This is a genomic window from Variovorax sp. N23, assembly GCF_025486315.1.
In the GTDB taxonomy this organism is placed as follows: Bacteria; Pseudomonadota; Gammaproteobacteria; order Burkholderiales; family Burkholderiaceae_C; genus Variovorax.
The window spans coordinates 213,189-235,403 of sequence record NZ_JAOOPY010000001.1; the positions used below are offsets into that span (position 1 = coordinate 213,189).

The 22,215-nt window shown below is 68.6% G+C and carries 23 protein-coding genes; 16 read left to right on the plus strand and 7 right to left on the minus strand.

Translation table 11 applies throughout. The features are described 5' to 3' along the window. Positions 1-9: 9 nt before the first annotated feature. The 3 genes from kynA to kynB are packed head-to-tail and all read right to left on the minus strand — an operon-like array spanning position 10 to position 2,832. Positions 10-849, minus strand: coding sequence for a tryptophan 2,3-dioxygenase (gene kynA, locus N8A90_RS00960; RefSeq protein WP_262072772.1), 840 nt, complete (start codon positions 847-849; stop codon positions 10-12). Between the two features lies 1 nt (position 850). Next, positions 851-2,161, minus strand: coding sequence for a kynureninase (gene kynU, locus N8A90_RS00965; RefSeq protein ID WP_262072773.1), 1,311 nt, complete (start codon positions 2,159-2,161; stop codon positions 851-853). A gap of 5 nt (positions 2,162-2,166) precedes the next feature. Beyond that, complete coding sequence (gene kynB / locus N8A90_RS00970; protein WP_262072774.1) at positions 2,167-2,832, minus strand: arylformamidase; 666 nt, start codon at positions 2,830-2,832, stop codon at positions 2,167-2,169. A gap of 116 nt (positions 2,833-2,948) precedes the next feature. On the opposite strand from kynB, the gene N8A90_RS00975 reads away from it, so the two are divergent. Continuing rightward, positions 2,949-3,281 carry an SMR family transporter gene (locus N8A90_RS00975; RefSeq protein WP_262072775.1) on the plus strand — a complete coding sequence of 111 codons (333 nt, stop codon included), beginning with the start codon at positions 2,949-2,951 and terminating at the stop codon, positions 3,279-3,281. A gap of 12 nt (positions 3,282-3,293) precedes the next feature. Here N8A90_RS00975 and N8A90_RS00980 read toward each other — a convergent pair whose 3' ends face one another. After that, positions 3,294-4,709 carry an amidase gene (locus N8A90_RS00980; RefSeq protein WP_262072776.1) on the minus strand — a complete coding sequence of 472 codons (1,416 nt, stop codon included), beginning with the start codon at positions 4,707-4,709 and terminating at the stop codon, positions 3,294-3,296. A gap of 259 nt (positions 4,710-4,968) precedes the next feature. Between N8A90_RS00980 and N8A90_RS00985 the strand changes: the two genes are divergently transcribed. The 14 genes from N8A90_RS00985 to N8A90_RS01050 all read left to right on the plus strand — a co-directional run bounded on the left by N8A90_RS00985 (position 4,969) and on the right by N8A90_RS01050 (position 18,424). Next, entirely contained in the window at positions 4,969-5,703 is a 735-nt protein-coding gene (locus N8A90_RS00985) for an aspartate/glutamate racemase family protein (RefSeq protein ID WP_262072777.1), read from the plus strand. Positions 5,704-5,774: 71 nt separating this feature from the next. Next, a complete protein-coding gene (locus N8A90_RS00990; protein ID WP_262072778.1) occupies positions 5,775-6,497 on the plus strand; it encodes a GntR family transcriptional regulator in 723 nt (240 codons plus the stop codon). Between the two features lie 36 nt (positions 6,498-6,533). After that, positions 6,534-7,937 (plus strand): amidohydrolase family protein, encoded by a 1,404-nt coding sequence (locus N8A90_RS00995; RefSeq protein WP_262072779.1) that lies wholly within the window; start codon positions 6,534-6,536, stop codon positions 7,935-7,937. 164 nt (positions 7,938-8,101) lie between these two features. After that, positions 8,102-9,097 carry an ABC transporter substrate-binding protein gene (locus N8A90_RS01000; protein ID WP_262072780.1) on the plus strand — a complete coding sequence of 332 codons (996 nt, stop codon included), beginning with the start codon at positions 8,102-8,104 and terminating at the stop codon, positions 9,095-9,097. Positions 9,098-9,113: 16 nt separating this feature from the next. Continuing rightward, positions 9,114-9,989: an ABC transporter permease gene (locus N8A90_RS01005; RefSeq protein ID WP_262072781.1), complete on the plus strand. Its 876-nt coding sequence runs from the start codon at positions 9,114-9,116 to the stop codon at positions 9,987-9,989. Positions 9,990-9,991: 2 nt separating this feature from the next. Beyond that, positions 9,992-10,762, plus strand: coding sequence for an ABC transporter ATP-binding protein (locus N8A90_RS01010; protein ID WP_262072782.1), 771 nt, complete (start codon positions 9,992-9,994; stop codon positions 10,760-10,762). A gap of 1 nt (position 10,763) precedes the next feature. Beyond that, positions 10,764-10,892: a hypothetical protein gene (locus N8A90_RS01015; protein WP_262072783.1), complete on the plus strand. Its 129-nt coding sequence runs from the start codon at positions 10,764-10,766 to the stop codon at positions 10,890-10,892. A 37-nt stretch (positions 10,893-10,929) separates the two neighbouring features. After that, positions 10,930-12,360, plus strand: coding sequence for a dihydropyrimidinase (gene hydA, locus N8A90_RS01020; RefSeq protein WP_262072784.1), 1,431 nt, complete (start codon positions 10,930-10,932; stop codon positions 12,358-12,360). 4 nt (positions 12,361-12,364) lie between these two features. Further along, entirely contained in the window at positions 12,365-13,117 is a 753-nt protein-coding gene (locus N8A90_RS01025) for an aspartate/glutamate racemase family protein (protein WP_262072785.1), read from the plus strand. Next, entirely contained in the window at positions 13,114-14,313 is a 1,200-nt protein-coding gene (locus N8A90_RS01030) for an MFS transporter (protein WP_262072786.1), read from the plus strand. The genes N8A90_RS01025 and N8A90_RS01030 overlap by 4 nt, the downstream gene beginning before the upstream one ends. Before the next feature lie 215 nt (positions 14,314-14,528). Next, positions 14,529-15,617 (plus strand): ABC transporter ATP-binding protein, encoded by a 1,089-nt coding sequence (locus N8A90_RS01035; RefSeq protein ID WP_262072787.1) that lies wholly within the window; start codon positions 14,529-14,531, stop codon positions 15,615-15,617. 50 nt (positions 15,618-15,667) lie between these two features. Further along, positions 15,668-16,711, plus strand: a complete 1,044-nt coding sequence (locus N8A90_RS01040) for an ABC transporter substrate-binding protein (protein ID WP_262072788.1) — start codon at positions 15,668-15,670, stop codon at positions 16,709-16,711. 26 nt (positions 16,712-16,737) lie between these two features. After that, on the plus strand, positions 16,738-17,598 hold the full coding sequence (locus N8A90_RS01045; RefSeq protein ID WP_262072789.1) for an ABC transporter permease: 861 nt from the start codon (positions 16,738-16,740) through the stop codon (positions 17,596-17,598). A gap of 10 nt (positions 17,599-17,608) precedes the next feature. Next, the gene (locus N8A90_RS01050; RefSeq protein WP_262072790.1) at positions 17,609-18,424 is read left to right on the plus strand and encodes an ABC transporter permease; all 816 of its coding nucleotides are present in this window, start codon (positions 17,609-17,611) and stop codon (positions 18,422-18,424) included. A gap of 154 nt (positions 18,425-18,578) precedes the next feature. On the opposite strand, the gene argF is transcribed toward N8A90_RS01050, so the two are convergent. Further along, positions 18,579-19,514 carry an ornithine carbamoyltransferase gene (argF, locus tag N8A90_RS01055; RefSeq protein ID WP_262072791.1) on the minus strand — a complete coding sequence of 312 codons (936 nt, stop codon included), beginning with the start codon at positions 19,512-19,514 and terminating at the stop codon, positions 18,579-18,581. Beyond that, positions 19,511-20,716, minus strand: a complete 1,206-nt coding sequence (locus N8A90_RS01060) for an aspartate aminotransferase family protein (RefSeq protein WP_262072792.1) — start codon at positions 20,714-20,716, stop codon at positions 19,511-19,513. Before N8A90_RS01060 ends, argF begins: the two co-directional genes overlap by 4 nt. 161 nt (positions 20,717-20,877) lie before the next feature. On the opposite strand from N8A90_RS01060, the gene N8A90_RS01065 reads away from it, so the two are divergent. Next, entirely contained in the window at positions 20,878-21,204 is a 327-nt protein-coding gene (locus N8A90_RS01065; RefSeq protein ID WP_262072793.1) for a DUF3579 domain-containing protein, read from the plus strand. Positions 21,205-21,238: 34 nt separating this feature from the next. Here the strand turns inward: N8A90_RS01065 and N8A90_RS01070 are convergent, their stop codons facing one another. Then, positions 21,239-22,213, minus strand: a complete 975-nt coding sequence (locus N8A90_RS01070) for a chemotaxis protein (RefSeq protein ID WP_262073135.1) — start codon at positions 22,211-22,213, stop codon at positions 21,239-21,241. Between the last annotated feature and the right edge of the window lie 2 nt (positions 22,214-22,215).

Below are 22,215 nucleotides of genomic sequence, written 5' to 3' on the forward strand. Positions count from 1 at the left end.
GGCGGTGCCTCAAAGGTTGGTGCGCAGGCGCCAGATCTCGGGGAACAGCACCACGTCGAGCATCTTGCGCAGGTAGCTCACGCCGCCGGTGCCGCCGGTGCCGCGCTTGAAGCCGATCACGCGCTCCACCGTCGTCACATGCCGGAAGCGCCAGAGCCGGAAGGCGTCTTCGATGTCGGTGAGCTTCTCGCCGAGCTGGTACAGGTCCCAATGCTGGCGCGGGTCGCGGTAGACCGCGAGCCAGGCCGCTTCGACCTCGTCGCTCGCCGCGTAGGGCTGCGTCCAGTCGCGTTCCACGTAGCCCGACGGAACGGCCAGGCCGCGTCGCGCGAGCAGGCGCAGCGATTCGTCGTAGAGCGAAGGCGCGCGATAGGCCGCGTCCACCTGTGCAAGAAGGTCGGCGCGATGCGCGTGCGGCTTGAGCATGGCCGCGTTCTTGTTGCCCAGCGCGAATTCGATGCAGCGGTACTGCGCGCTCTGGAAGCCGCTCGAGCTCGCCAGGTACGGCCGCATCGCGCTGTACTCGGGCGGTGTCATGGTCGAGAGCACGGTCCATGCGCCGACCAGCTGTTCCATGATGCGCGTCACGCGCGCCAGCATCTTGAAGGCGTCGGGCAACTGCTCGGTGGCGATGCAGTGGGTGGCGGCCGTGAGCTCGTGCAGCATCAGCTTCATCCACAGCTCGCTGGTCTGGTGCTGGACGATGAACAGCATCTCGTCGTGCGCCGGCGAGAGCGGGTGCTGCGCGTTCAGGATCTCGTCGAGGTGCAGGTAGTCGCCGTAGCTCATCGACTGGCTGAAGTCGAGTTGCGCCTTCTCATCGTGGACGATCTTTTCGGTTTCGCTCATGTCAGGTCACTGCGTTTTTCTGGTTGAACTCGGGACGCTTCCATTCTTCTTTCTCCATCACCTGCACCAGGTGCTCGACCGAGTTCCACACGTCTTCGAAGCTGAGATACAGCGGCGTGAAGCCGAAGCGCAGGATGTGCGGCGTCTGCGCGTCGCCCGCACGGAAATCGCCGATCACGCCGCGGGCGATCAGCGCTTGCACGATGGCGTAGGCGGCGTTGCCCTGGGCTTCGGCCGCATCGGCCATCGACAGGCACACCTGCGAGCCGCGCCGGGCATGGTCGCGCGGCGTGACCAGCGTGAAGCGGCCGGGGCAGCGCGCCTCGACCACCGCGATGAAGGCGTCGGTCAGCGCGAGCGACTTGGTGCGCAGCGCCGCCATCGGGCCGAAGTCGGCGTTGAAGGGCTCGGCCGCCAGCAGCGTGTCCAGCCCGCATTCGAGCGCCGACAGGCTGATGATCGGCTGCGTGCCGCACAGGTAGCGCGCCACGCCCGGTGCGGGCCGGTAGTGCGGCGTGAACTCGAAGGGCGCCGCGTGGCCGAACCAGCCCGACAGCGGCTGCTCGAAGCGGCTCGCGTGGCGCGTGTTCACCCACACGAAGGCCGGCGCGCCGGGGCCGCCGTTGAGGTACTTGTAGCCGCAGCCGATCGCGAAGTCGGCGTTGCTCTCGTTGAGCGTCACCGGCACCGCGCCGGCGCTGTGCGCCAGGTCCCACACGGTGAGCGCGCCCACCGCGTGCGCCGCGGCCGTGACGGCGGCCATGTCGTGCATGGCCCCGGTGCGGTAGTTCACGTGCGTGAGCATCAGCACCGCGACCTCGGGCGTGAGCGCCGCAGGCAGGGCGTCGACGCTGTCGACGAGCTTCAGCGTGAAGCCGCGTTCGCGGCACAGCGACTCGGCGATGTACAGGTCGGTCGGGAAGTTGCTGCGCTCGCTCACCACGGTGCGTCGCGTCGCGTCGTCGCTGTCGATGACTTGGCTCATCGCCGCGAACAGCACCTTGTAGAGGTTGATCGATGTGCTGTCGGTGCACATCACCTCGTCGGGCGCGGCGCCGATCAGGCGCGCGAGCTTGTTGCCCAGGCGCTGCGGCAGGTCGATCCAGCGGGCCGTGTTCCAGGAGCGGATCAGGCCGGTTCCCCATTCCTGCGACACCACCTCGGCGATGCGTGCGGGGGCGGCCGCGGGCATGACGCCCAGCGAATTGCCGTCGAGGTAGATCACGCCCTCGGGCAGCGTGAACAGGGCGCGCAGGTCGCGCAGCGGGTCGGCGCGGTCGAGGGCGCGGCAGTCGTCGAGGGTCATGGTCATGGGGTTCATTCGAGGAGCTCGCGCAGCACGGCGACTGGATTCGGAAGTTCGCGCAGCACGGCACGCACGGGGGAAGCGTCGGCGCTGACCAGCTTCAGCGGCAGCGCGATGAGTTCGTAGTCGCCTTCGGGCACGTCGTCGAGCACCAGGTTTTCGAGCACGCGCAGGTTCAGGCGGCGGATCACCTGGTGGCTGTCGAGGGTCTTGCTGTCGGCCGGGTCGATGCTGGCGGTGTCGATGCCGACCAGCGTCACGCCGAGCGCGGCCAGGCGCTCGATGGTGGCGGGCGTGTAGGCGGCGAGGGCGCCGTCCCAGCGCTCGACCGGCGCACGCTGGTAGGTGCGCACCAGCACGCGCGGCGGCAGGTCGGCCACGGCATGTTCGATGTGCGACCACTCGATCAGCGGACCGCATGCGATGGCGTGGATCACGCGGCAGCGGCCGAGGAAAGGGGCGAGGTCGACATCGCCGATGGTGGCGCCGGCCGGGTCGTAGTGCAGCGGTGCATCGGCGTGCGCGCCGACGTGCGGCGACAGCGTGATCTCGCTGACATTCACGGGGCAGCCCGGGCCGATGCTGGCGGCCCAGCGCTGCTGGTAGGGCGTGTCGCCGGGAAAGACCGGCGCGCCCTCGTGCACGGGGGGGGAAATGTCCCAGAGGCGTTGCGTCATGGCGCGAAGTTAGCGCCGCGCGACGGGTCGTGGTGTCGGTTATTTCCAACGGCCGAGAGAAAACGTCGGTGCGGGACGCGCGCGCTATCCTCGCGGCCCACCGTCATCGAACACGCATGAACACCTACCTCACCCTCGGCGCGGCCATCGTGCTGGAGATCATCGCGACGTCCTGCCTGAAGGCCTCCGAGGGCTTCACGCGCCTGTGGCCGAGCCTCGTCACCGCGGTGGGCTACGCCGGTTCCTTCTATTGCCTGTCGTTGACGCTGAAGGTGCTGCCGATCGGGGTCGTGTACGCCATCTGGTCCGGCGTGGGCATCGTGCTCACCGCGGTCGTCGGCTGGTTCATCTTCAAGCAGCGCCTCGATGCGGCGGCGATCGGCGGCATGGCGCTGATCGTCGCGGGCGTGCTGGTGATCAACCTGTTCTCGAAGAGTGCGACGCACTGACGCACCGGCGGTTCACGCGTCGTCGATGGCTTCGATGCTGCGCGCGCACTGCAGTACGCGCGCGTCCTCGTAGCGCGGCGCCACCACCTGCAGCCCGACCGGCAACCCGCGCACCGTGCCCGCGGGCACCGAACACGCCGGCACGCCGCAGTAGTTGAAGAGCGGGGTGAAAGCGGCATGGCCGCGCGGCCCAGCGGGGCGGCCACCGATCACCGCCGGGCCGAGCTGGTCGAGCGGCCATGCCGTCACCGGCGTGGTCGGGCACAGCAGCACGTCGAAGGATTCGAAGAAGCGCGACAGGCTGGCGGCGATGCGTTCCTTCAGCCGCAAGGCACGCGCCACGTCGGCCGGCGTGACCGCCGCGCCGGCCTCGATCTGGCCGACCAGCACCGGGTCGATGCGCGCGCGGTCGGTCGCGAGGCGTTCGCCGTACTGCGCATGCAGGCCGGCCACCTGCAGCGCCATCAGCGGGTACTCGCGCGCCTCGGTGGGCCAGGGCGGGTCGGCATCGGCGATCTGCCAGCCGGCGGCGCGCAGGGCATCGACGCGCCGCTGCAGCGCCGCGAGCACGTCGACATCGACCGCGAAGTCGCAGCCCAGCTGCGGGCTCCACGCGACGCGCAGCCCGTCGGATGGCGCGTCGAGCGTGGGCAGCGCGTCGAGCCCGGGGGCGATCGGCACGCCGGCCGGGTCCCCCGCGTCGTAGGCCAGCAGGTGGTCGTAGAGCCAGGCGCAGTCGGCCACGTTGCGCGCCATCGGGCCGATGACCGACAGGCCGTAGTTCGGCTCGGCGAAGCCCCAGGGGTGCGGGATCAGCCCCGGGCTGGGCTTGAAGCCGACCAGCCCGCAATGCGCGGCCGGCCGACGGGTCGAGCCGCCCGCGTCGGTGCCCAGCGCCAGCAGACCGAGGCCGGAGGCGAGCGCCGCGACCGCGCCGCCCGACGAGCCGCCGGGCGTGAGCGACGGATCGACCGGGTGCCGCGTCGCGCCGTACAGCAGGTTGGTCGTCACGCCCTTGCAGGCGAACTCCGAGCAGTTCGTGATGCCCAGCACCACGCCGCCCAGCGCGCGCAGCCGCGCCACGGCCCAGGCGTCGCGCGGCGCGATGAAGTCCTCGAACAGCTTCGAGCCCTGCGCGATGCGGCGGCCCGCGACCCAGAGGTTGTCCTTGACGGTGAAGGGCACGCCGGCCATCGGCAGCGATTCACCGGCGGCGATGCGCCGGTCGACCGCCTCGGCCTCGTCGATCACCTGCTGCGGGTCGAACTGCACGATGGCATTGAGACCCGGGTTCAGCCGCTCGACCCGTGCGATGAAGTGCCGCGCGACGTCGACCGCGCGCAGCGCGCCCGACGCCACCTGCGCCGCGAGGGCGCGCGCCGTCCACGTGTGCAATGGGCTGTCGTGCGTGGGGGTATCGGTGTGCATGTGCCTAGCTTCACAAGAAGCATGCCAACGGAGAGCGGATGTCCGTGCATCCATTGGCTCCAATGTATTTTTTAATTGGACACAATGTGAAGTGGATTTGTGCACATATGGTGCGCGCCACGCCATCTTGGCGCGCTGACCGCACCGGCCTGGGTAGCGCCGTCCATCTGGCGGAACGGGACGATGCATCGCCCGATGGCATGAAGATTGCGCACAACCCGCTGTCCGGGATCGATCGATCCCGCGGAGTTTTCATGAGATGGGTCCGATGAAACGTGTTCTGCTGGGGATGCTGACCCCGTCGTCCAACACCGCGCTGGAGCCGATCACCTCGGCGATGGTCGCGGGCCTGCCCGAGGTGTCGGCGCATTTCGCGCGCTTTCGCGTGACCGAGATCTCGCTGCGCTCGCAGGCGCTGGGGCAGTTCGACATCGCGCCCATCCTCGAAGCGGCGCGGCTGCTGGCCGATGCGCGCGTCGACGTGATCGCCTGGAACGGCACCTCGTCGGGATGGCTCGGCTTCGAGGCCGACGAGGCGCTGTGCGCGCGCATCACGCAAGAGACGGGCATCCCGGCCTGCACCTCGGTGCTGGCCTTGAACGAGGCGATGCAGCTGTCGGGCCGCAAGCGCTTCGGCCTGGCCACGCCCTACCTGGCGGATGTGCAGGCACGCATCGTTGCCAACTACCGTGCCAACGGCTACGACTGCGTCGCCGAGCGGCACCTGGGGCATCAGGTGAACTTCGAGTTCGCCGAGGTCACGCAGGAGGCGATCACGCGCATGGTGCGCGAGGTCGCGAAGGCCTCGCCGCAATGCATCAGCACCTTTTGCACCAACCTGCGCGCGGCGCACCTGGTGCCGGCGCTGGAGGCCGAGCTCGGCATTCCCGTCTACGACACGGTGAGCACGGCGGTCTGGAAGGCGCTGCGCCTGTGCGGTGTGGACACGCGCCGCGTCCAGGGCTGGGGCAGCCTGTTCGGCGAATGGCACTGACACCGACGGTGGCGCGGCCTTCTGGGTACCATCCGGCCTCTGTCGCACCTCTTCCCGAACACAGCCGCACCATGGCCATCTCCACGTCCCGCCGCGCCCTGAAGCCGTCGTCCAAGACGGCGTCCAAGGCCGACATCTACGAACGCATCTACGAAGCCGTGGTCGAGCACCGCCTGCTGCCCGGCACCAAGCTGTCGGAAGAGCGCGTGGCCGAGCTGTTCTCGGTGAGCCGCACGCAGGTGCGCGGCGTGCTGCAGCGCCTGGCGGTGGAGCAGCTGGTCACGCTCATTCCCAACCGCGGCGCCTTCGTCACCACACCCAGCGTGGACGAGGCGCACGATGTGCTCGAAGTGCGCCGTACGCTCGAGCCGGCGGTGGTGCTGCGGCTCATCGACCGCATCGCCGAGGGCAAGGCGCCCACCGCCATCAAGCAGCTGCGCGCGCTGGTCAAGCGCGAGCAGCAGGCCCACCATGTGGGTGATCGCCGCGCGGCCGTGCGGCTGTCGGGCGAGTTCCATGTGCAGCTGGCGCAGCTGTCGGGCAGCAGCATCATGGCGCGCATGATGCGCGAGCTCACGCCGCTGACCTGCCTGGCCATCCTCACCTTCGAAGCGCCCACCGTGGCGGCCTGTCCGAACGACGAGCACACCCTGCTCATCGACGCCATCGAGGCCGGGCAGAAGAAAGCGGCGGTCGCCCTCATGACCGACCACCTGCATCACATCGAGAAATCGCTCAACCTGCATGTCGAGGACGAGCCCGAGATCGACCTGGCCGAAGTGCTGCTGGGCTGAGGGCTGCCGGCTAGCCGCCGGAAGATTGGATACAAAATGCGGCACGGCCATTGCTTCGGCAAGGGCATGGACAACGCCGCATCCTCCGCTCCCTTCTTCGATCTGCTGCTGCTTGACGCCATCGCGCTGACGGCCGACCCCGCTCGCCCCGAGATCCGCGAGGGCGCCATCGGCATTCGCGATGGCCGCATCACCTGGCTCGACGCGCAGCCGCCGGCGCAGTACACGGCCACGCGCACGCTGCACCTATCGGGCCACTTCGTCACACCGGGTTTCGTCAACGTCCACACGCACAGCATCCTGACGATGGTGCGCGGCGTGGCGGCCGACCTGGGCTTCGCGCCGTCGTACACGCCCGGCATTCCCAAGGGCACGCGCGTGAACCCCTCGCAGGCCCGGGCGCTGGCGCGGCTCGGTGCGCTGGAGGCGCTGCTGTTCGACTCGACGGTGATCGGCGACAACTTCGTGCACGCCGACGTCGGCACCGACGCGATGGTCGAGCTCGGCATGCGCCTGTGCCCGAGCTGGCGCATCCACGACGTCGACTTCGCGCGCGTGGCGCATGGCGACTGGCACCACGATGCGGTCATCGGCCGCAAGACCCTCGACGCCGGCCTGGCGCTCCATGCGCGCTGGCAAGGCCATCCGCGGGTGAGCGTCAACCTGGCGGCGCATGCCGTCGACACCTGCTCCGACGGCTTCCTGAAAGAGGTGGCGGCCGCCTCGGCGGCGCACGGCCTCACGGTCAGCACGCACCTGGGCCAGAGCCAGATCGAGGTCGACCGCGTGCGCGAGCGCAGTGGCCACACGTCGACCGAGGTGCTGGCCGACGTCGGCCTGCTCAACGAACGGCTGATGGGCGGGCACTGCATCTACGTGACGGAATCGGACGCGCAGAAGATGGCCGCGGCCGGCGCGCACGCGGTGCACATCCCCAAGTGCAACGCCACCTCGGGCCGCCTCGCGCCCACGCCGATGCTCCAGCGTGCCGGCGTCAACATGGCGCTGGCCACCGACACGCAGCACGGCGACATGGTCGAGCTGATGCGCTGGGCGCTGGTCACGGCGCGGGTGCAGGAAGGGCGCGTCGACGACAGCTGGCAACCGCACCACGTGTTCCACATGGCGACGATGGGTGGCGCCAAGGCGCTGGGCATGGCGGGCGAGATCGGGAGCCTCGAGCTCGGCAAGGCGGCCGACCTGGTGGTCTTCGACGCCAACCGGCCGCACCTGCGCCCGCACGTGAACCCGTTGGGCAACCTCGTGCACACGGGGCAGGGCCGCGACGTGCGGATGGTGGTGGTGGCGGGCGACATCCTGGTGGAGGACGGCCTGCCGACGCGTGTCGACATGGAAGCCGTGTGCGCGGAGGCGGAAATGGCCGCGCGCGAACTGTGGGGCGACGAGGGCAAGCGCTACTGGGAGCGGGTGCAGGGCTGAACCCTGCACCCGTGCGCGCCCTTGCATCGGTGGGGTGCGTCTTGCACCATCGCTGCACACTTTGTATCCAATCTGGTCATCTCATTGGATTCAAAGCTGGCATGGTGTTTGCACGACAGGAGGAGGTCCCGCGTGCGGGCTCCCTCCAACCTTCGAGGAACACCATGTTCAAGTTCATCGCGAAACTCATCTTCGTGGCCGCCGCCATCGTGCCGCTGGCCAGCCAGGCGCAGGACGCCATCAAGCTCGGCTACGCCAAGTGCGCCCATTGCACGCCGCTGGCCCTCGCTCCCGAGAACGCCACCGGCGTGAAGCTCGAGGCCATTGCCTTCAACACCGGCAACGACGTGTTGACCGCACTGCTCTCCAAGAGCATCGACGTCGCCCAGGTGACCTACCTGCACTACGCCACGGCGCTGGACAAGGGCTTCGACGTGGTGGCCATCTCCGGCCAGATCAACGGCGGCTCGCAGATCCTGGTGGGCAACGACCTGCCGCTGGCCGAGAACGACTGGGCCGGCCTGAAGAAGCTCATCGCCGACTACAAGGCGCAGGGCAAGCCCTTCCGCGTGGCCGCGTCGCGCGGCAATGCGCAGGACATCCACATGCGTGGCGCCTTCGCCAAGCAGGGCATCGACATCAACAAGGACGTGCAGTTCATCAACATCCCGAACCCGTCGGACCACATGCAGGCGCTGCGCCGCGGCGAGGTGGAGCTGATCTGCTCGGTCGATCCTTTCGCCACGCAGATCCGTGAAGTGAAGGCCGCCAAGTTCTTCGCCTTCCCGTACGACCAGGCCGCCGGCAAGCTGACCAACCTGATCGTCACGCGGTCCGACGTGATCGCCGCCAAGCCGAAGGGTGTGGAGCAGACCGTGCGTTCGATCATCAAGGTCAACGACATCATGGCCAGCAACAAGCCGCTGTTCGTCGACACGATTCAGAAGGTTACCGGCCTCGACAAGGCGATCGCCACCGGTGCCGTCGCCAACCTGTACCCCGACTACCAGATGCACCGCGCCTCGGCCGTCGCCATCGCGCAGATGATGCGCGAGCTGAAGTACATCAACACCGACGTGAGCGCCGCGGTCGAGAAGAACATGGACTACCGCTTCCTCGAAGCGGCCACGGGCAAGCCGAAGTCGGCTTTGGGCTACTGACGCGCGGCGGCTCACGATGGCGCTCTCTTCGTCCGCACCGACCCTGCCCGTGCCGCAGCCGACCGCTGTTGCCCGGCCGGCGCTGATCAGGCGGCTGTACCGCCGCATCGAACGCGCCATCGTCCCTTTCCTGCTGCTGATTGGCTGGGAGATCTTCTCGCGCTCGGGCGTGCTGCCGCCCGCCCTGCTGCCGGCGCCGTCGCAAGTGCTCGTCGCCTGGGCCGACTGGGTGTTCGCCACCGACGGCAACACGCAGACCTACAGCGGCCACTGGATCTTCGACGTGGCCGCGAGCGCCACGCGCGTGTTCGCAGGCTTCGCGATCTCGACGCTGCTGGGCGTCTCCATAGGCATGGCGATCGGCTGGTCGCGCACCGTCGAACGCCTGATCGAGCCGGTGCTGCAGATCCTGCGGCCGGTGCCGCCGGTGTCGTGGATTCCGCTGGCCATCATCTGGTTCGGCATCGCCAACAAGCCGGCCATCTTTCTGGTGTTCCTCGGCTCGTTCTTCCCGATCCTGCTGAGCACCATCCACGGCGTGAAGACCTGCGACCGCAACCTGCTGCGCGCCGGCGCGATGACCGGCGGTACGCCGGGCAAGCTGCTGCGCTACATCGTCTTTCCCGCGGCGCTGCCGAGCATCTTCTCGGGCCTGCGCATCGCCGTCGGCTCGGCCTGGATGCTGACCGTCACCGCCGAGATGGTGGCGGTCAAGAGCGGCGTCGGCTACGTGCTGTGGGATTCGTATTACTTCCTGCGCTACGACATCGTGATCGCGGCGATGGTGAGCATCGGCCTGCTCGGCTACCTGAGCGACCTCGCCATCCAACTGATCGCCGGTCGCGTGCTGCGCTGGCAGCGCGGCTCGACCCTTCAGGCCAAGGAGGGCTGACCATGAGCCTCATCACCATCCAGAACGTCACGCGGCTGTTCGACGACCCGAAGCGCAAGAGCGCGGTGAAGGCGCTCGACAACGTGAGCGTCGAGGTCGGCCGCAACGAATTCCTGTGCCTGCTGGGGCCGAGCGGCTGCGGCAAGTCGACGCTGCTCAACCTCATCGCAGGCTTCGACAAGCCGACCGAAGGCACCGTGAAGGTCGGCGGCCACGTGATCACGGCGCCCGGTGCCGACCGTGGCGTCGTCTTCCAGCAGCCGACGCTGATGCCCTGGCTCACCGTCTGGGAGAACGTGGCCTTCCACCTCACGATGCAGGGCGTCGGCAAGGACATTCGCCGAAAGAAGGCGCAGCACTTCATCGAGATGGTCAACCTCAAGGGCTTCGAGAACCATTTCCCGAGCGAACTGTCCGGCGGCATGAACCAGCGTGTGGGCATCGCGCGCGCGCTGCTCATGAACCCGGAGGTGATCCTGATGGACGAGCCTTTCGGCGCGCTCGACGAGCAGACCAAGATGGAGATGCACGGCGAACTGGTGCGCATCTGGCGCGAGAGCCAGAGCACCATCGTCTTCGTGACGCACGGCATCGATGAGTCGCTGTCGCTCGGCACGCACGTGGCCGTGATGTCGGCGCGGCCGGGGCGCATCCGCGAGATGATCAAGATCGATCTGGCCCGGCCGCGGGACCCCACCAGCCCGCAGTTCAACGACTACAAGCGCCACATCCTGTCGCTGCTGCGCCCCGAACCGGCGGTCGTGGATGCCTGAGGTGTCGACCTTCATCACCGGTGCCTGCGGCTTCGTCGGCCCACGCGCCGTGCTCTTTCTGGCCAGCAGCGACACACGCTTCTTGACCGGCGCAGAACTCATGATCGACGGCGGGTGGATGGCCGCCTGAACCGCCGACCGCTCCACATTTTCAAGAGACGCACCCCATGCCTGACTTCGACCTCGTCATCCGCAACGCGAAGGCCATCACGGCCAGCGACACCTTCATCAGCGACATCGGCATCCGCGACGGCCGCATCGTGCAGCTCGGGCTCGGCATCGGACCGGGCGCGCGCGAGATCGACGCGGCCGGCCGTGCCGTGACGCCGGGCGGCGTCGACGCGCACTGCCACCTCGACCAGCCGATGCCGCCGCCCACGCGCAACGCCGACGACTTCGACACCGGCACGCGCTCGGCGGCCTGCGGCGGCACGACCACCGTCATTCCCTTCGCGGCGCAGCAGAAGGGCCAGTCGCTGCGCGCCGCGGTGGAGGACTACCGCGCACGCGCCGCCGGCAAGGCGCACGTCGACTACGCCTTCCACCTGATCGTGAGCGACCCGACGCCCGAGGTGCTGACGGTCGAGCTGCCCGCGCTCATCCGCGAAGGCTTCACCTCGTTCAAGATCTACATGACCTACGACGACATGAAGCTCGACGACGGTCAGATCCTGGACGTGCTCGACGTCGCGCGCCAGCAGGGCGCGATGGCGATGATCCACGCCGAGAACGCCGACTGTATCGAGTGGCTGACCAAGCGGCTCGAGGCCGCCGGCCGCACCGCGCCGCGCTACCACGCGCATTCGCGGCCGATGCTGGTGGAGCGCGAGGCGACGCACCGCGCCATCGCGCTGGCCGAGCTGGTCGACGTGCCGATCCTGATCGTGCACGTCTCGGGCCGCGAGGCGGTCGAGCAGATCCGTTGGGCGCGCGCGCATGGCCTGAGCGTGTTCGCCGAGACCTGCCCGCAATACCTCTTCCTCACGGCCGAAGACCTCGGCATCGACGACAGCTACAAGGGCGCGAAGTGCGTCTGCAGCCCGCCGCCGCGCGACAAGGCGAACCAGCAGGTGATCTGGGACGGGCTGAACGACGGGCTCTTCACCGTGTTCTCGTCCGACCACGCGCCCTTCAAGTTCGATGCGGCCGAAGGCAAGAAGCCCAACGGTGAAGAGGTGGGCTTCCGCCACATTCCCAACGGCATCCCCGGCATCGAGACGCGCATGGCATTGCTGTGGTCCGAAGGCGTGCTGGCCGGCCGCATGACGCCGCACCGCTTCGTCGAGCTGACCGCCACCGGCCCGGCCAAGGCCTACGGCCTGCACCCGCGCAAGGGCAGTATCTCGATCGGCGCCGACGCCGACCTGGTGATCTGGGACGAGCGCGACTTCATCCTGAAGAACGAGCAGTTGCACCACGAGGTCGACTACACGCCCTACGAAGGCATGCGCCTGAAGGCCTGGCCGGGCCTGACGCTCAGCCGCGGCGAGGTGGTGTGGGACGGCCGCGAGTTCCATCCGCAACCCGGCCGCGGCCAGCTGCTGGCCTGCGGCGCGCCGTCGCTGATGCCGGCACGTCGCGCGGCCCTGAGCGCTTGATGCCATGCGCCTGCTCATCATCAACCCCAACATCTCGGAGAGCGTCACGGCGCTGATCGAGGCCGAAGCGCGCCGCACGGCCGCGCCGGGCACCGAGATCACGATGCAGACGGCGCCCTTCGGCGTGGCCTACATCGAGACGCGCTTCGAGGCGCTGATCGGCGCCTACGCCACGGCGCAGGTCGCGGCCGAGCATGTCGAAGGCCACGACGCGGTGATCGTCGCGGCCTTCGGCGACCCGGGCCTGGGCGGGCTGCGCGAGGCGCTACCGGTGCCGGTGCTGGGGCTCAGCGAATCGGCGCTGGCCAGTGCCTGCCTGCTGGGCCACCGCTTCTCGATCATCGCGATCTCGCAGCGCATCAGCGCCTGGTACCGCGAGGTGGTCGAAGCGAACGGGCTCGTCGGCCGACTCGCCAGCATCCGCGCGCTCGACCAGCCGCTGGCCGGCATCGGCAGCGTGCAGACCGACCATGCAGAGGCGCTGCGCGCGCTGTGCGAGCGCGCCGTGGCCGAAGACGGCGCCGAAGTGATCATCCTCGCCGGCGCGCCGCTGGCGGGCCTGGCGCGCGCGGTGCGCGGCGAGCTGCCGGTGCCGGTGGTCGACGGCGTGTCGAGCGCCGTGCGGCATGCGGAGACGATGGTGGCGCTGGCGCCGGGCAAGGCGCGCAGCGGCAGCTTCGCGCCGCCGCCGCTGAAGCCGAACTGCGGTCTGCCCGACGCCATCGCGCGCCTGCTCGGTCCCCGGGCGGCCCCTTGACCACCGCGCTCGGCCGCACGCTGCCCGCCATGACGGCGGTGCAGGCGGTCGTGGCCATGGGCGCTTTCTCGCTCTCGGTGCTGGCGCCGCAGTTGGGGGTCGACCTCGGCACGCTCGGGTGGCTGGGGACGACGCTGTTCGGCGTCGGTGCGCTGTCGTCGCTGGCGACCGGCTGGCTGATCGGCCGCGTCGGCGACCTGCCGCTGGCGGGGCTCTGCATGCTGTGCGTGCTGCTCGCCATGCTGTGCGGCGTGGCCGATGCGTTCGGCCTGGGCCCCGCGCGCTGGTCGCTGTGGCCGGCCGCGGTGCTGCTGGGTCTGGCCTTCGGGCCGGAGACACCCGCCAGCGCCGCCGTGCTGTCGCGCGTGACGCCGCCCGCCCGGCGGCCGTGGGTCTTCTCGGTTCGCCAGACCGGCAACCAGATCGGCGCCGTGGCCGGTTCGCTGCTGCTGCCTTCGCTGATGCTGGTGCACGCGGCGGCGGCCTTCGGTGCGGTCGCCGCCTTCGCGCTCGCCGTGGCGCTTTGCTGCTTCGCGCTGCAGCGGGTGGACGGCGCGCCGCCCGCCGTCCGCCGCGTGCCATCGCCCGGTGCGGCCGTCGATGCGAGCGGGCTGCGCGCACTCGCCGCATCGCCGGCGCTGCGGGTGCTGACGGCCACGACGGTCGTGCTCATGGCCACGCAGGTGTGCCTCAACTTCTTCACCATGAGCCATGCGGTGCGCCATTGGTCGCTGCCGGTGCCTGAGGCGGCCGGCTGGGTGGCGCTGATGCAGGCCGCGGGCCTGGTCGGGCGCTTGCTCTGGGGTCGCGTGGCGCAGCGGCCGGGCGTGTCGACGGTGCGCCTCGTCGGCGCGCTCGGGCTGCTGATGGGGGGTGCCGGCCTCGCGCTGTTCCTCTGGCCGGTGGTGCCGCCGCCCACCGCATTGGCCGTGTTGCTGGCCCTGCTGGGGCTCAGCGCCAGTGGCTGGAACGGCGTGATGGTCGCCGAGATCGCCCGGCTGGCCGGCCCCGAACGTGCCGGTGCCGTCAGCGGTGCGGTGCTGCTCTTCGGCTACGCCGGCCTGGCGCTGGCGCCGATCGGCTTCGCCGTACTCGGTGCCGCGGCGGGGACCACGACGGCCTTTGCGGTCCTGTTCACGGCCGCCGCGGCGATGGGCCTGCGCTTGCTGATGGCGCGGCCGGCATCGTCCGCGTAGCGCTTCCACCCGCCTTTTCGGTGCATCTTTTCGATAAGTTGTATCCAATTCAGTGCCGGATTGCACCAAATCATGCCGGCGGTGCTTTGCAGATGACTGCGTCCGTTTTCAGCGGCAGTGGAGGACGCCGCCTCGACGCGACGCCGGTTCTGCAAAAGATCGGTCCGCGCACATTGGATACAAAACATGGCACGCCGATTGCATGGAGCTCCTTCATGGAATCGACCACCGGACAAAGCCTGACGCTCGACGACATCGTGCATCGCTATGCGGGCGCGTTGGCCGTCGACCATGTGACCCTGGAAGTCCAGGCCGGCGAACTCGTCGCGCTGCTGGGCCCGAGCGGCTGTGGCAAGACGACCCTGCTGCGGATCATCGCGGGCTTCATCCAGCAGACCTCAGGCAAGGTGGTGGTCGGCGGGCGCCGCATCGACGACCTGCCGCCGGCTCGGCGCCAGGTCGGGATCGTCTTCCAGAACTACGCGCTGTTCCCGCACATGACGGTGGCGGACAACGTCGGCTATGGCCTGGCGGCGCGCGGCACCGACCGCCAGGCCGCCCGCAGGCGCACCGCCGAGATGCTCGAGATGGTGCAGCTCGGCCATCTGGCCGACCGGCTCACCAGGCAGCTGTCGGGCGGGCAGCAGCAGCGCGTGGCGCTCGCCCGCGCCCTGGCGATCGAGCCGCGCGTGCTGTTGCTCGACGAGCCCTTCTCGGCGCTCGACAAGAGCCTGCGGCTGGACATGCAGATCGAGATCAAGCGCATCCAGCGCGCGGCGGGCACCACCGCCATCATCGTCACGCACGACCAGGAAGAGGCGCTCGGCATGGCCGACCGCGTGGCCGTGCTGAGCCAGGGCCGGCTCGAGCAGTTCGCCGCGCCTTCGGCGGTGTACGACACGCCGGCGACCTATTTCGTCAACCAGTTCGTCGGCACCGCGAACGTGCTGCCGGGCGTGCTGGGCGAGGTCGCCGGTGGGCACGCCGGCGTCCGGCTGGACGACGGCACCTGGCTCGCGGCGCGGGCGCCCATGGGCGTCGCACCGGGCGCGCGCGTGGTCGCCTGCATCCGGCCCGAGAACATGCGGCTGGATGCGGACACCGCGTCGGACGGCCTCGAAGGCACGGTCGAGCTGGGCATGCCGCTGGGCGCCACCATCGTCCACGAGATCCGCACCGCCTCGGGCCTGCGGCTGAAGTTGTCCGAACCCCGCACGCCGGGCATGGGGCCGCGCGCCGCCGGTACGCGCGTTCGGCTCCGGCCCGCGTCGCCCGAGGGCGTCACCGTGTTCGCCGCCCCCTGAGATCCCGCTCCGTCCCGTCTTCACTTCCACTCACTTTCAAGAGGTCTTCCATGGAACTGTCCCGTCGTCATCTGCTCGGCAGTGCGCTCACGCTGAGCGCGATGCAGCTCTTCCCCGGCATCAGCCAGGCGCAGGCGCGCAAGCTGGTGTTCGCCACCTTCACCGGCAGCTGGGAAGAGGCGCACCGCGACGTGCTGGTGCCCGCCTTCAAGAAGGCGACCGGCCAGGACGTGCTGCTCGACGCGATGCTCTCGGTCGACCAGATCGCCAAGGTCGCGGCGGCGCGCAACAACCCGCCCATCGACGTGATGCTGCACGACCCGGGTCCGGCGCTGACTGCCATCGGGCAGGACCTGGTCGAACCCTTCCCGGTCGCGTCCAGCAAGAACTACAAGGACCTGATCCCCGAGGCGCAGGACCCGATGGGTCCGTCGATGTTCTTCCAGGTGGTGGGCCTGACCTACAACCCCGAGAAGATCAAGACGCCGCCGACCTCCTGGGCCGACCTGTGGAAGCCCGAGTACAAGGGCCGCGTCGGCATCACCAACCTCAACTCGACGCTCGGCACCGGCTTTCTGGTCGAGGTCGCGCGCATGCATGGCGGCGGCGAGGGCAATGTCGAGGAGGGCTTCAAGGCCATCGACAAGCTCAAGCCGAACCTGGCTGCCGTGGCCGCCAACCCGGGCGCGCTGGCCGCGCTCTACCAGCAGGGCCAGATCGACATCAGCCCGGGCAACTTCAACGCCATCCAGATCCTCAAGGCGCGCGGCGTGCCGGTGGAATTCGTGGCGCCGAAGGAGGGCGCCATCGCCTTCAAGACCAGCATCCACATCGTCAAGAACTCGCCCAACAAGGCGCTCGCCGCCCAGCTCATCGACGTGGCGCTGTCGCCCGAGGTGCAGGGCAAGCTGATGCAGGCGCCGTACCTGGTCGTGCCCACCAACGGCAAGGTCAAGATGGAAGGCGAGATCGCCAAGGTGCTGGCCAAGGACACGGCCGAGATGAAGAAGAAGTTCGTCTTCCAGGACTGGAAGAAGATCAACGAGAACCGCAGCGCCTGGATCGACCGCTTCAACCGCGAGATCAAGCTCTGATCCCCCCCTGAAGCGCGCACCGCACGATGACCGCCGCCGTTCTCAAGGGTCCGCCCGTCACCGGCTACAGCCTGGCCTTCGCCACGCCGCTGGCGGCGTTCTTCGTGCTGTTTTTCCTGGCGCCGCTGCTGCTGCTGGTCGTCATCAGCTTCTACGCCACGCCGGAGCTCCAGTCCTTCGGCTTCGACCAGTACGTGAAGATCGCGACCGACGGCTTCACGCTGCCGGTGCTGTTCGACACGCTGTGGCTCGGCCTGCAGACCACGCTGCTGTGCCTGCTGCTCGGCTACGCGCTGGCCTGGTGCTACGTGCGCAGCCCCGGCAGTCTGCAGAAGCTGCTGATGCTGGCCATCCTGATGCCGTTGCTGACCAGCGTGGTGGTGCGCACCTTCGCCTGGGTCGTGATCCTCGGGCGCCAGGGCATCGTGAATTCGGTGCTGGCGGACTTCGGCTGGATCGACGCGCCGCTGAAGCTGCTCTACACCCGCGGCGGGCTGATCGTCACGCTCGCCAACGTGCAGCTGCCGCTGATGGTGTTGCCGCTCATCACCGCCTTGCAGAAGCTCGATCCGAACCTGGAGGACGCCTCGTCGGCGCTGGGTGCGAGCGCGCTGCGCACCTTCGTCAAGATCACCTTGCCGCTCACGCTGCCGGGCATCGTGGCGGGCTGCCTGTTGACCTTCGCGGCCAGCATCACCGCCTTCATCTCGCAGTCGCTCATCGGTGGTGGGCAGATGCTGTTCATGCCGATGTACATCTACCAGCAGGCCTCGTCGCTGCAGAACTGGCCTTTCGCCGCCGCCATCTCGCTGGTGTTCCTCGTCGCGGTGATGGCGTGTGTCAGCATCTTCAATTTCCTCGGACGGCTCGGCCGCGGCGCAGCATGAGACCACTGCCATGAGTGCCGGCCGCCAACACGAAGGCTCGGCCATCGCCTTGACGGGGGTGCTCGGCGCCATCGCGGCCATCGCCACGGTGCTGCTGCTGGCGCCCACGGTCATCGTGATCGTGCTGTCGTTCACCAACGGCTTTTCGCTCAAGTTTCCGCCGCCGGGCTATTCGCTGCGTTGGTATGCCTCGCTGCCCGATGCCTTCCAGTTGCAGTACGCGGCGCTCAACAGCCTGAAGGTGGCGTGCGCATCGACCCTGCTCGCAGTGCTGCTCGGCGTCGGCGCGGCGATGGGCATCGCGCGCTCGGAGAAGGCGATGGCGCGGGTGTTCGACTCTTTCTTCATGTCGCCGCTGATCCTGCCGGCGCTGGCCTTCGGGCTGGCGTCGCTGATCTACTTCTCGCGCATCGGCATTCAACTGTCGCTCTGGACCCTGGTGATCGGCCACACGGTGGTGGGGGTGCCCTACGTCATCCGCACCACGGTCGCGGCGCTCTCGCAGTTGCCGCCGGCCCTGCTCGAGAGTTCGGCCAGCCTGGGCGCGAGCCGTGCGTACACCTTCCGGCGGGTGACCCTGCCGCTGATCGCGCCGGGCGTGGCCGCCGGCGCGTTCATCAGCTTCATGTCCTCGTTCGACAACGTGCCGGTGTCGCTGTTCCTGCGCGACGCCTCCACCGACATGCTGCCGATCCGCATGTGGCAGGACCTGGAAGGGCGCCTGGACGTGAGCATCGCGGCCGTCTCGACCCTGATGGTGCTGGTGACGCTGGTGCTGATGGTCGTGATGGAACGGCTCGCCGGCATCAGCAAGCGCATCCGCTGAGAACGCGTGAATGAACCTGCTGCGCACCCCGATCTCGCATCTGCGGTCCTCACCGCACGGGAGTGCGGCTCCGGTCCGGGGCGCAAGCTCGGGGCGCTCGCGACGGTTCCTTCACGCGTTCTGAGCGCCGCCGGGCACGAGAGCAGGGCGTCGTTCAGGTGCCCTGCAGGCGCCCCAGCAGCAGGAATTCCATCAGTGCCTTCTGCACGTGCATGCGGTTCTCGGCCTCGTCCCAGACCACCGACTGTGGCCCGTCGATCACGTCGGCTTCGACCTCTTCGCCGCGGTGCGCCGGCAGGCAATGCATGAAGAGCGCGTCCGGCTGGGCGATGCGCATCATCTCGGTGTCGACGCACCAGTCGGCGAAGGCGGTCTTGCGGGCTTCGTTCTCGGCCTCGTAGCCCATGCTGGTCCAGACGTCGGTGGTCACCAGGTCGGCGCCGCGGCAGGCGTCCATCGGGTCCTTGAAGACCTGGTAGCTCTCGGCCGAGCGGATGCCGGCGATCGACTGATCGACCTCGTAGCCGCTGGGCGTGCTCACATGCACCTTGAATCCGAGGATCTCCGCGGCCTGCAGCCAGGTGTTGGCCATGTTGTTGCCGTCGCCGACCCAGGCCACCGTCTTGCCCCGGATCGAGCCGCGGTGCTCGATGAAGGTAAAGAGGTCCGCCAGGATCTGGCAGGGGTGGAACTCGTTGGTCAGGCCGTTGATGACCGGTACGCGCGAGTTGGCCGCGAAGGCGTCGATCTTGTCCTGCCCGAAGGTGCGGATCATCACGATGTCGACCATGCGGCTGATGACCTTGGCGCTGTCCTCGATCGGCTCGGCGCGGCCCAGCTGGCTGTCGCCGGTCGTGAGATTCACGACCGAGCCGCCCAGCTGGTACATGCCGGCCTCGAAGCTCACGCGCGTGCGGGTGCTGGCCTTCTCGAAGATCATCGCCAGCGTGCGGTCGACCAGCGGCTGGTGGCGCTCGTAGGCCTTGAACTTCTTCTTGATGATCGCGGCGCGCTCGAACAGGTAGGCGTATTCGTGCGCCGTCAGATCGGAAAACTGCAGGTAATGCCTGATCGCTTGTCCGGTCGTCATGGCTTCGGTTCCGAGAGGAAGGTCTTCACCAGCGGCGCGAGGATGGCGACGATCTCGTCGGCCTCGGCCACGCTCAGGATGAGCGGTGGCACCAGGCGGATCACGCTGTCCGCTGTCACCGACAGCAGCAGCCCGGCCTCGCAGGCGCGGTTGAGGATCACGCCGCAGGGTCGGTCGAGCTCGATGCCCAGCATCAGGCCCTGCCCGCGCACTTCCTTTACGCCGGCCAGGCCCTCGAATTCGCGCTCCAGCGCCGCCTTCAGGTGCGCACCGACGGTGACCGCGTTCTCGAGCAGCTTCTGCTCTTCCATGATGCGGATGGTCTCGATGCCCGCGCGCATGGCCAGCGGGTTGCCGCCGAAGGTGGTGCCATGGTTGCCGGGGCCGAAGATGTGGGCGGCGCGCGGGCCGGCCACCACGGCGCCGATCGGCACGCCGGAGCCCAGGCCCTTGGCCAGCGGCATCACGTCGGGGACGATGCCGGCCCACTGGTGCGCGAACCACTTGCCGGTGCGGCCCATGCCGCACTGCACCTCGTCGATCATCATGAGCCAGTCGCGCTCGTCGCACAGGGCGCGCACCTGACGCATGTATTCCAGGGCCATCGGGTGGATGCCGCCTTCGCCCTGGATGGCCTCGAAGAACACCGCCACCACGTTCGGGTTGCCCTCGGTCGCCTTCTTCAGCGCGTCGATGTCGTTGAGCGGCACGCGGATGAAGCCCTCGACCAGCGGGCCGAAGCCCTTCTGGATCTTCGGGTTGCCGGTGGCCGACAGCGTGGCGATCGAGCGGCCGTGGAAGGCGGCTTCGTAGACCACGATCTCGGGGCGCTCGATGCCCTTGTCATGGCCGAACTTGCGCGCCAGCTTCAGGGCGGCTTCGTTGGCTTCCAGGCCGGTGCAGCAGAAGAAGACGTTCGTCATGCTGGCCAGGTCGGTCAGCTTGGCGGCGAGCGTCTCCTGGCCGGGCACGTGGTAGTAGTTGCAGCTGTGGATGATCTTCGAGAGCTGGTCCTGCAGCGCGGGCACCAGCTCGGGGTGGTTGTGGCCCAGCGTGTTGACCGCGATGCCGCCCAGCCCGTCGAGGTAGGCGCGGCCGTTCGTGTCCCAGACTCGGCAGCCCTGGCCGTGCGACAGCGCGATCGGCAGCCGACCGTAGGTGTTCATGACGTGAGGCGAGGTGGGTTCAGCAATGGCGCTCATGCGGTTCTCCGGGGAAGGGAAAGCGATTCTAGGCCGCGTCCTTTGCGGCTTTGTTGCCGATTCCGCATTGCAGCAATGTCGGCCGGCATGCCGCAGGACGAGCCCGCGGCTAGAATCTTGTGCGTCGCAGCACAACGCCTTGCGGCGCCTTTTTCCCACCGATGATTTCTCCCCGCGCCAAAGAAGTTTTCATCCAGGGCATCACGTCCGACGGGCGCACCTTTCGCCCGAGCGACTGGGCCGAACGGCTCGCTGGCGTGATGAGTTCCTTTCGCCCCGGCGGCGCGACGCCCGGGAGCCACCTGAGCTATTCGCCCTGGTGCGTGCCGACCAGCATCGGCGGCGTGAAGTGTGTGATCGTCCACACCGACCTGCGCGACCACGACGTCATGGCCTGGGATTTCGTCATGAACTTCGCCCGCGACAACGGCCTGCAGATCGCCGAAGCCTGCGCCGTGCCCGACGCACCGCCGCCGGCCAAGCCCTGAGGCGCAGCCCGACGACGTGCGAGGCGAGTCGTTCCTAGCGTCGCGCCAGGAGCATCTTCTCGATGGTCTCGGCCAGTTCCTGCGCGACGAACTTGCCGACGAAGGCATCCGCCCCGACCCCCTTGGCATGGACCTCGTTCGTCGTCCCCGTGAGCGATGAATGGATCACCACCGGGATCGCGCTGAAGCGCGGGTCCGCCTTGATCTTCCGCGTCAGGGTGAAGCCGTCCATTTCGGGCATCTCCAGGTCGGTCAGGACCAGCGCGATCTTCTCGGCGGCGGTCTTGCCCTCGGCCTTGGCGGCATCGGCCATCGCCTCGAGGCGCTCCCACGCCTCCTTCCCGGATTTCGTCATCACGTAGGCCGCGCCCATCGCCGTGAGCCCATGCTCGATCAGCGAGCGGGCAAGCATCGAATCGTCTGCCGCCAGAATCACCGAGCCGGGCTGCAGCTGCACCTTCACGCTGACCGCGTCGGCCTTCGTCGCGTCCTCGGCGGCGGGTGGCATCACGGTGCGCAGGATCTGCTCGACGTCCAGCACCTGCGCCAGGCGCGTGCCATGGACGTCGCCATCCAGCCGGGCGATGCTGGTGATCAGGCCGCTGGCCGATGTGCTGCCTTCCGCCGACAGCACCTGGCTCCATTCGAGGCGGACGATCTCGTCGACCTCTTCGACGGCGAACGCCTGGGTCGTGCGTGCATATTCGGTCACCAGCAGGATGTTGCGTCCGTTTTTCGGCACGCATCCCACGGCTCCCGCCAGGTCGATCACGGGCATCAGCTGGCCGCGGATATTGGTCACGCCAAGCATGTGCGGCGACGAGCCCGCGACCGCCGTGATGGTGGGCGCCACGATGATCTCGCGCACCTTGAACACATTGATGCCGAACAGCTCCCGTCGGTCGGACTGAGGCGCTTCACCGAGGCGAAACAACAACAGTTCCAGTCTGTTGCTGCTGGTGAGGTTGGTGCGCTCGTCGACTTCGTTCAGAACTGTGGTGCTGCTCATGG

Coding starts and splice junctions, on each gene's coding strand:
- N8A90_RS01035 (WP_262072787.1), top strand. CDS start 14,529: ATGGAATCGACCACCGGACAAAGCCTGACGCTCGACGACATCGTGCAT.
- N8A90_RS00980 (WP_262072776.1), bottom strand. CDS start 4,709: ATGCACACCGATACCCCCACGCACGACAGCCCATTGCACACGTGGACG.
- N8A90_RS00990 (WP_262072778.1), top strand. CDS start 5,775: ATGGCCATCTCCACGTCCCGCCGCGCCCTGAAGCCGTCGTCCAAGACG.
- N8A90_RS00975 (WP_262072775.1), top strand. CDS start 2,949: ATGAACACCTACCTCACCCTCGGCGCGGCCATCGTGCTGGAGATCATC.
- hydA (WP_262072784.1), top strand. CDS start 10,930: ATGCCTGACTTCGACCTCGTCATCCGCAACGCGAAGGCCATCACGGCC.
- argF (WP_262072791.1), bottom strand. CDS start 19,514: ATGACGACCGGACAAGCGATCAGGCATTACCTGCAGTTTTCCGATCTG.
- N8A90_RS01050 (WP_262072790.1), top strand. CDS start 17,609: ATGAGTGCCGGCCGCCAACACGAAGGCTCGGCCATCGCCTTGACGGGG.
- N8A90_RS00995 (WP_262072779.1), top strand. CDS start 6,534: ATGCGGCACGGCCATTGCTTCGGCAAGGGCATGGACAACGCCGCATCC.
- N8A90_RS01010 (WP_262072782.1), top strand. CDS start 9,992: ATGAGCCTCATCACCATCCAGAACGTCACGCGGCTGTTCGACGACCCG.
- kynB (WP_262072774.1), bottom strand. CDS start 2,832: ATGACGCAACGCCTCTGGGACATTTCCCCCCCCGTGCACGAGGGCGCG.
- kynU (WP_262072773.1), bottom strand. CDS start 2,161: ATGACCATGACCCTCGACGACTGCCGCGCCCTCGACCGCGCCGACCCG.
- N8A90_RS01045 (WP_262072789.1), top strand. CDS start 16,738: ATGACCGCCGCCGTTCTCAAGGGTCCGCCCGTCACCGGCTACAGCCTG.
- N8A90_RS01060 (WP_262072792.1), bottom strand. CDS start 20,716: ATGAGCGCCATTGCTGAACCCACCTCGCCTCACGTCATGAACACCTAC.
- N8A90_RS01065 (WP_262072793.1), top strand. CDS start 20,878: ATGATTTCTCCCCGCGCCAAAGAAGTTTTCATCCAGGGCATCACGTCC.
- N8A90_RS01025 (WP_262072785.1), top strand. CDS start 12,365: ATGCGCCTGCTCATCATCAACCCCAACATCTCGGAGAGCGTCACGGCG.
- kynA (WP_262072772.1), bottom strand. CDS start 849: ATGAGCGAAACCGAAAAGATCGTCCACGATGAGAAGGCGCAACTCGAC.
- N8A90_RS01070 (WP_262073135.1), bottom strand. CDS start 22,213: ATGAGCAGCACCACAGTTCTGAACGAAGTCGACGAGCGCACCAACCTC.
- N8A90_RS01040 (WP_262072788.1), top strand. CDS start 15,668: ATGGAACTGTCCCGTCGTCATCTGCTCGGCAGTGCGCTCACGCTGAGC.
- N8A90_RS01005 (WP_262072781.1), top strand. CDS start 9,114: ATGGCGCTCTCTTCGTCCGCACCGACCCTGCCCGTGCCGCAGCCGACC.
- N8A90_RS01000 (WP_262072780.1), top strand. CDS start 8,102: ATGTTCAAGTTCATCGCGAAACTCATCTTCGTGGCCGCCGCCATCGTG.
- N8A90_RS00985 (WP_262072777.1), top strand. CDS start 4,969: ATGGGTCCGATGAAACGTGTTCTGCTGGGGATGCTGACCCCGTCGTCC.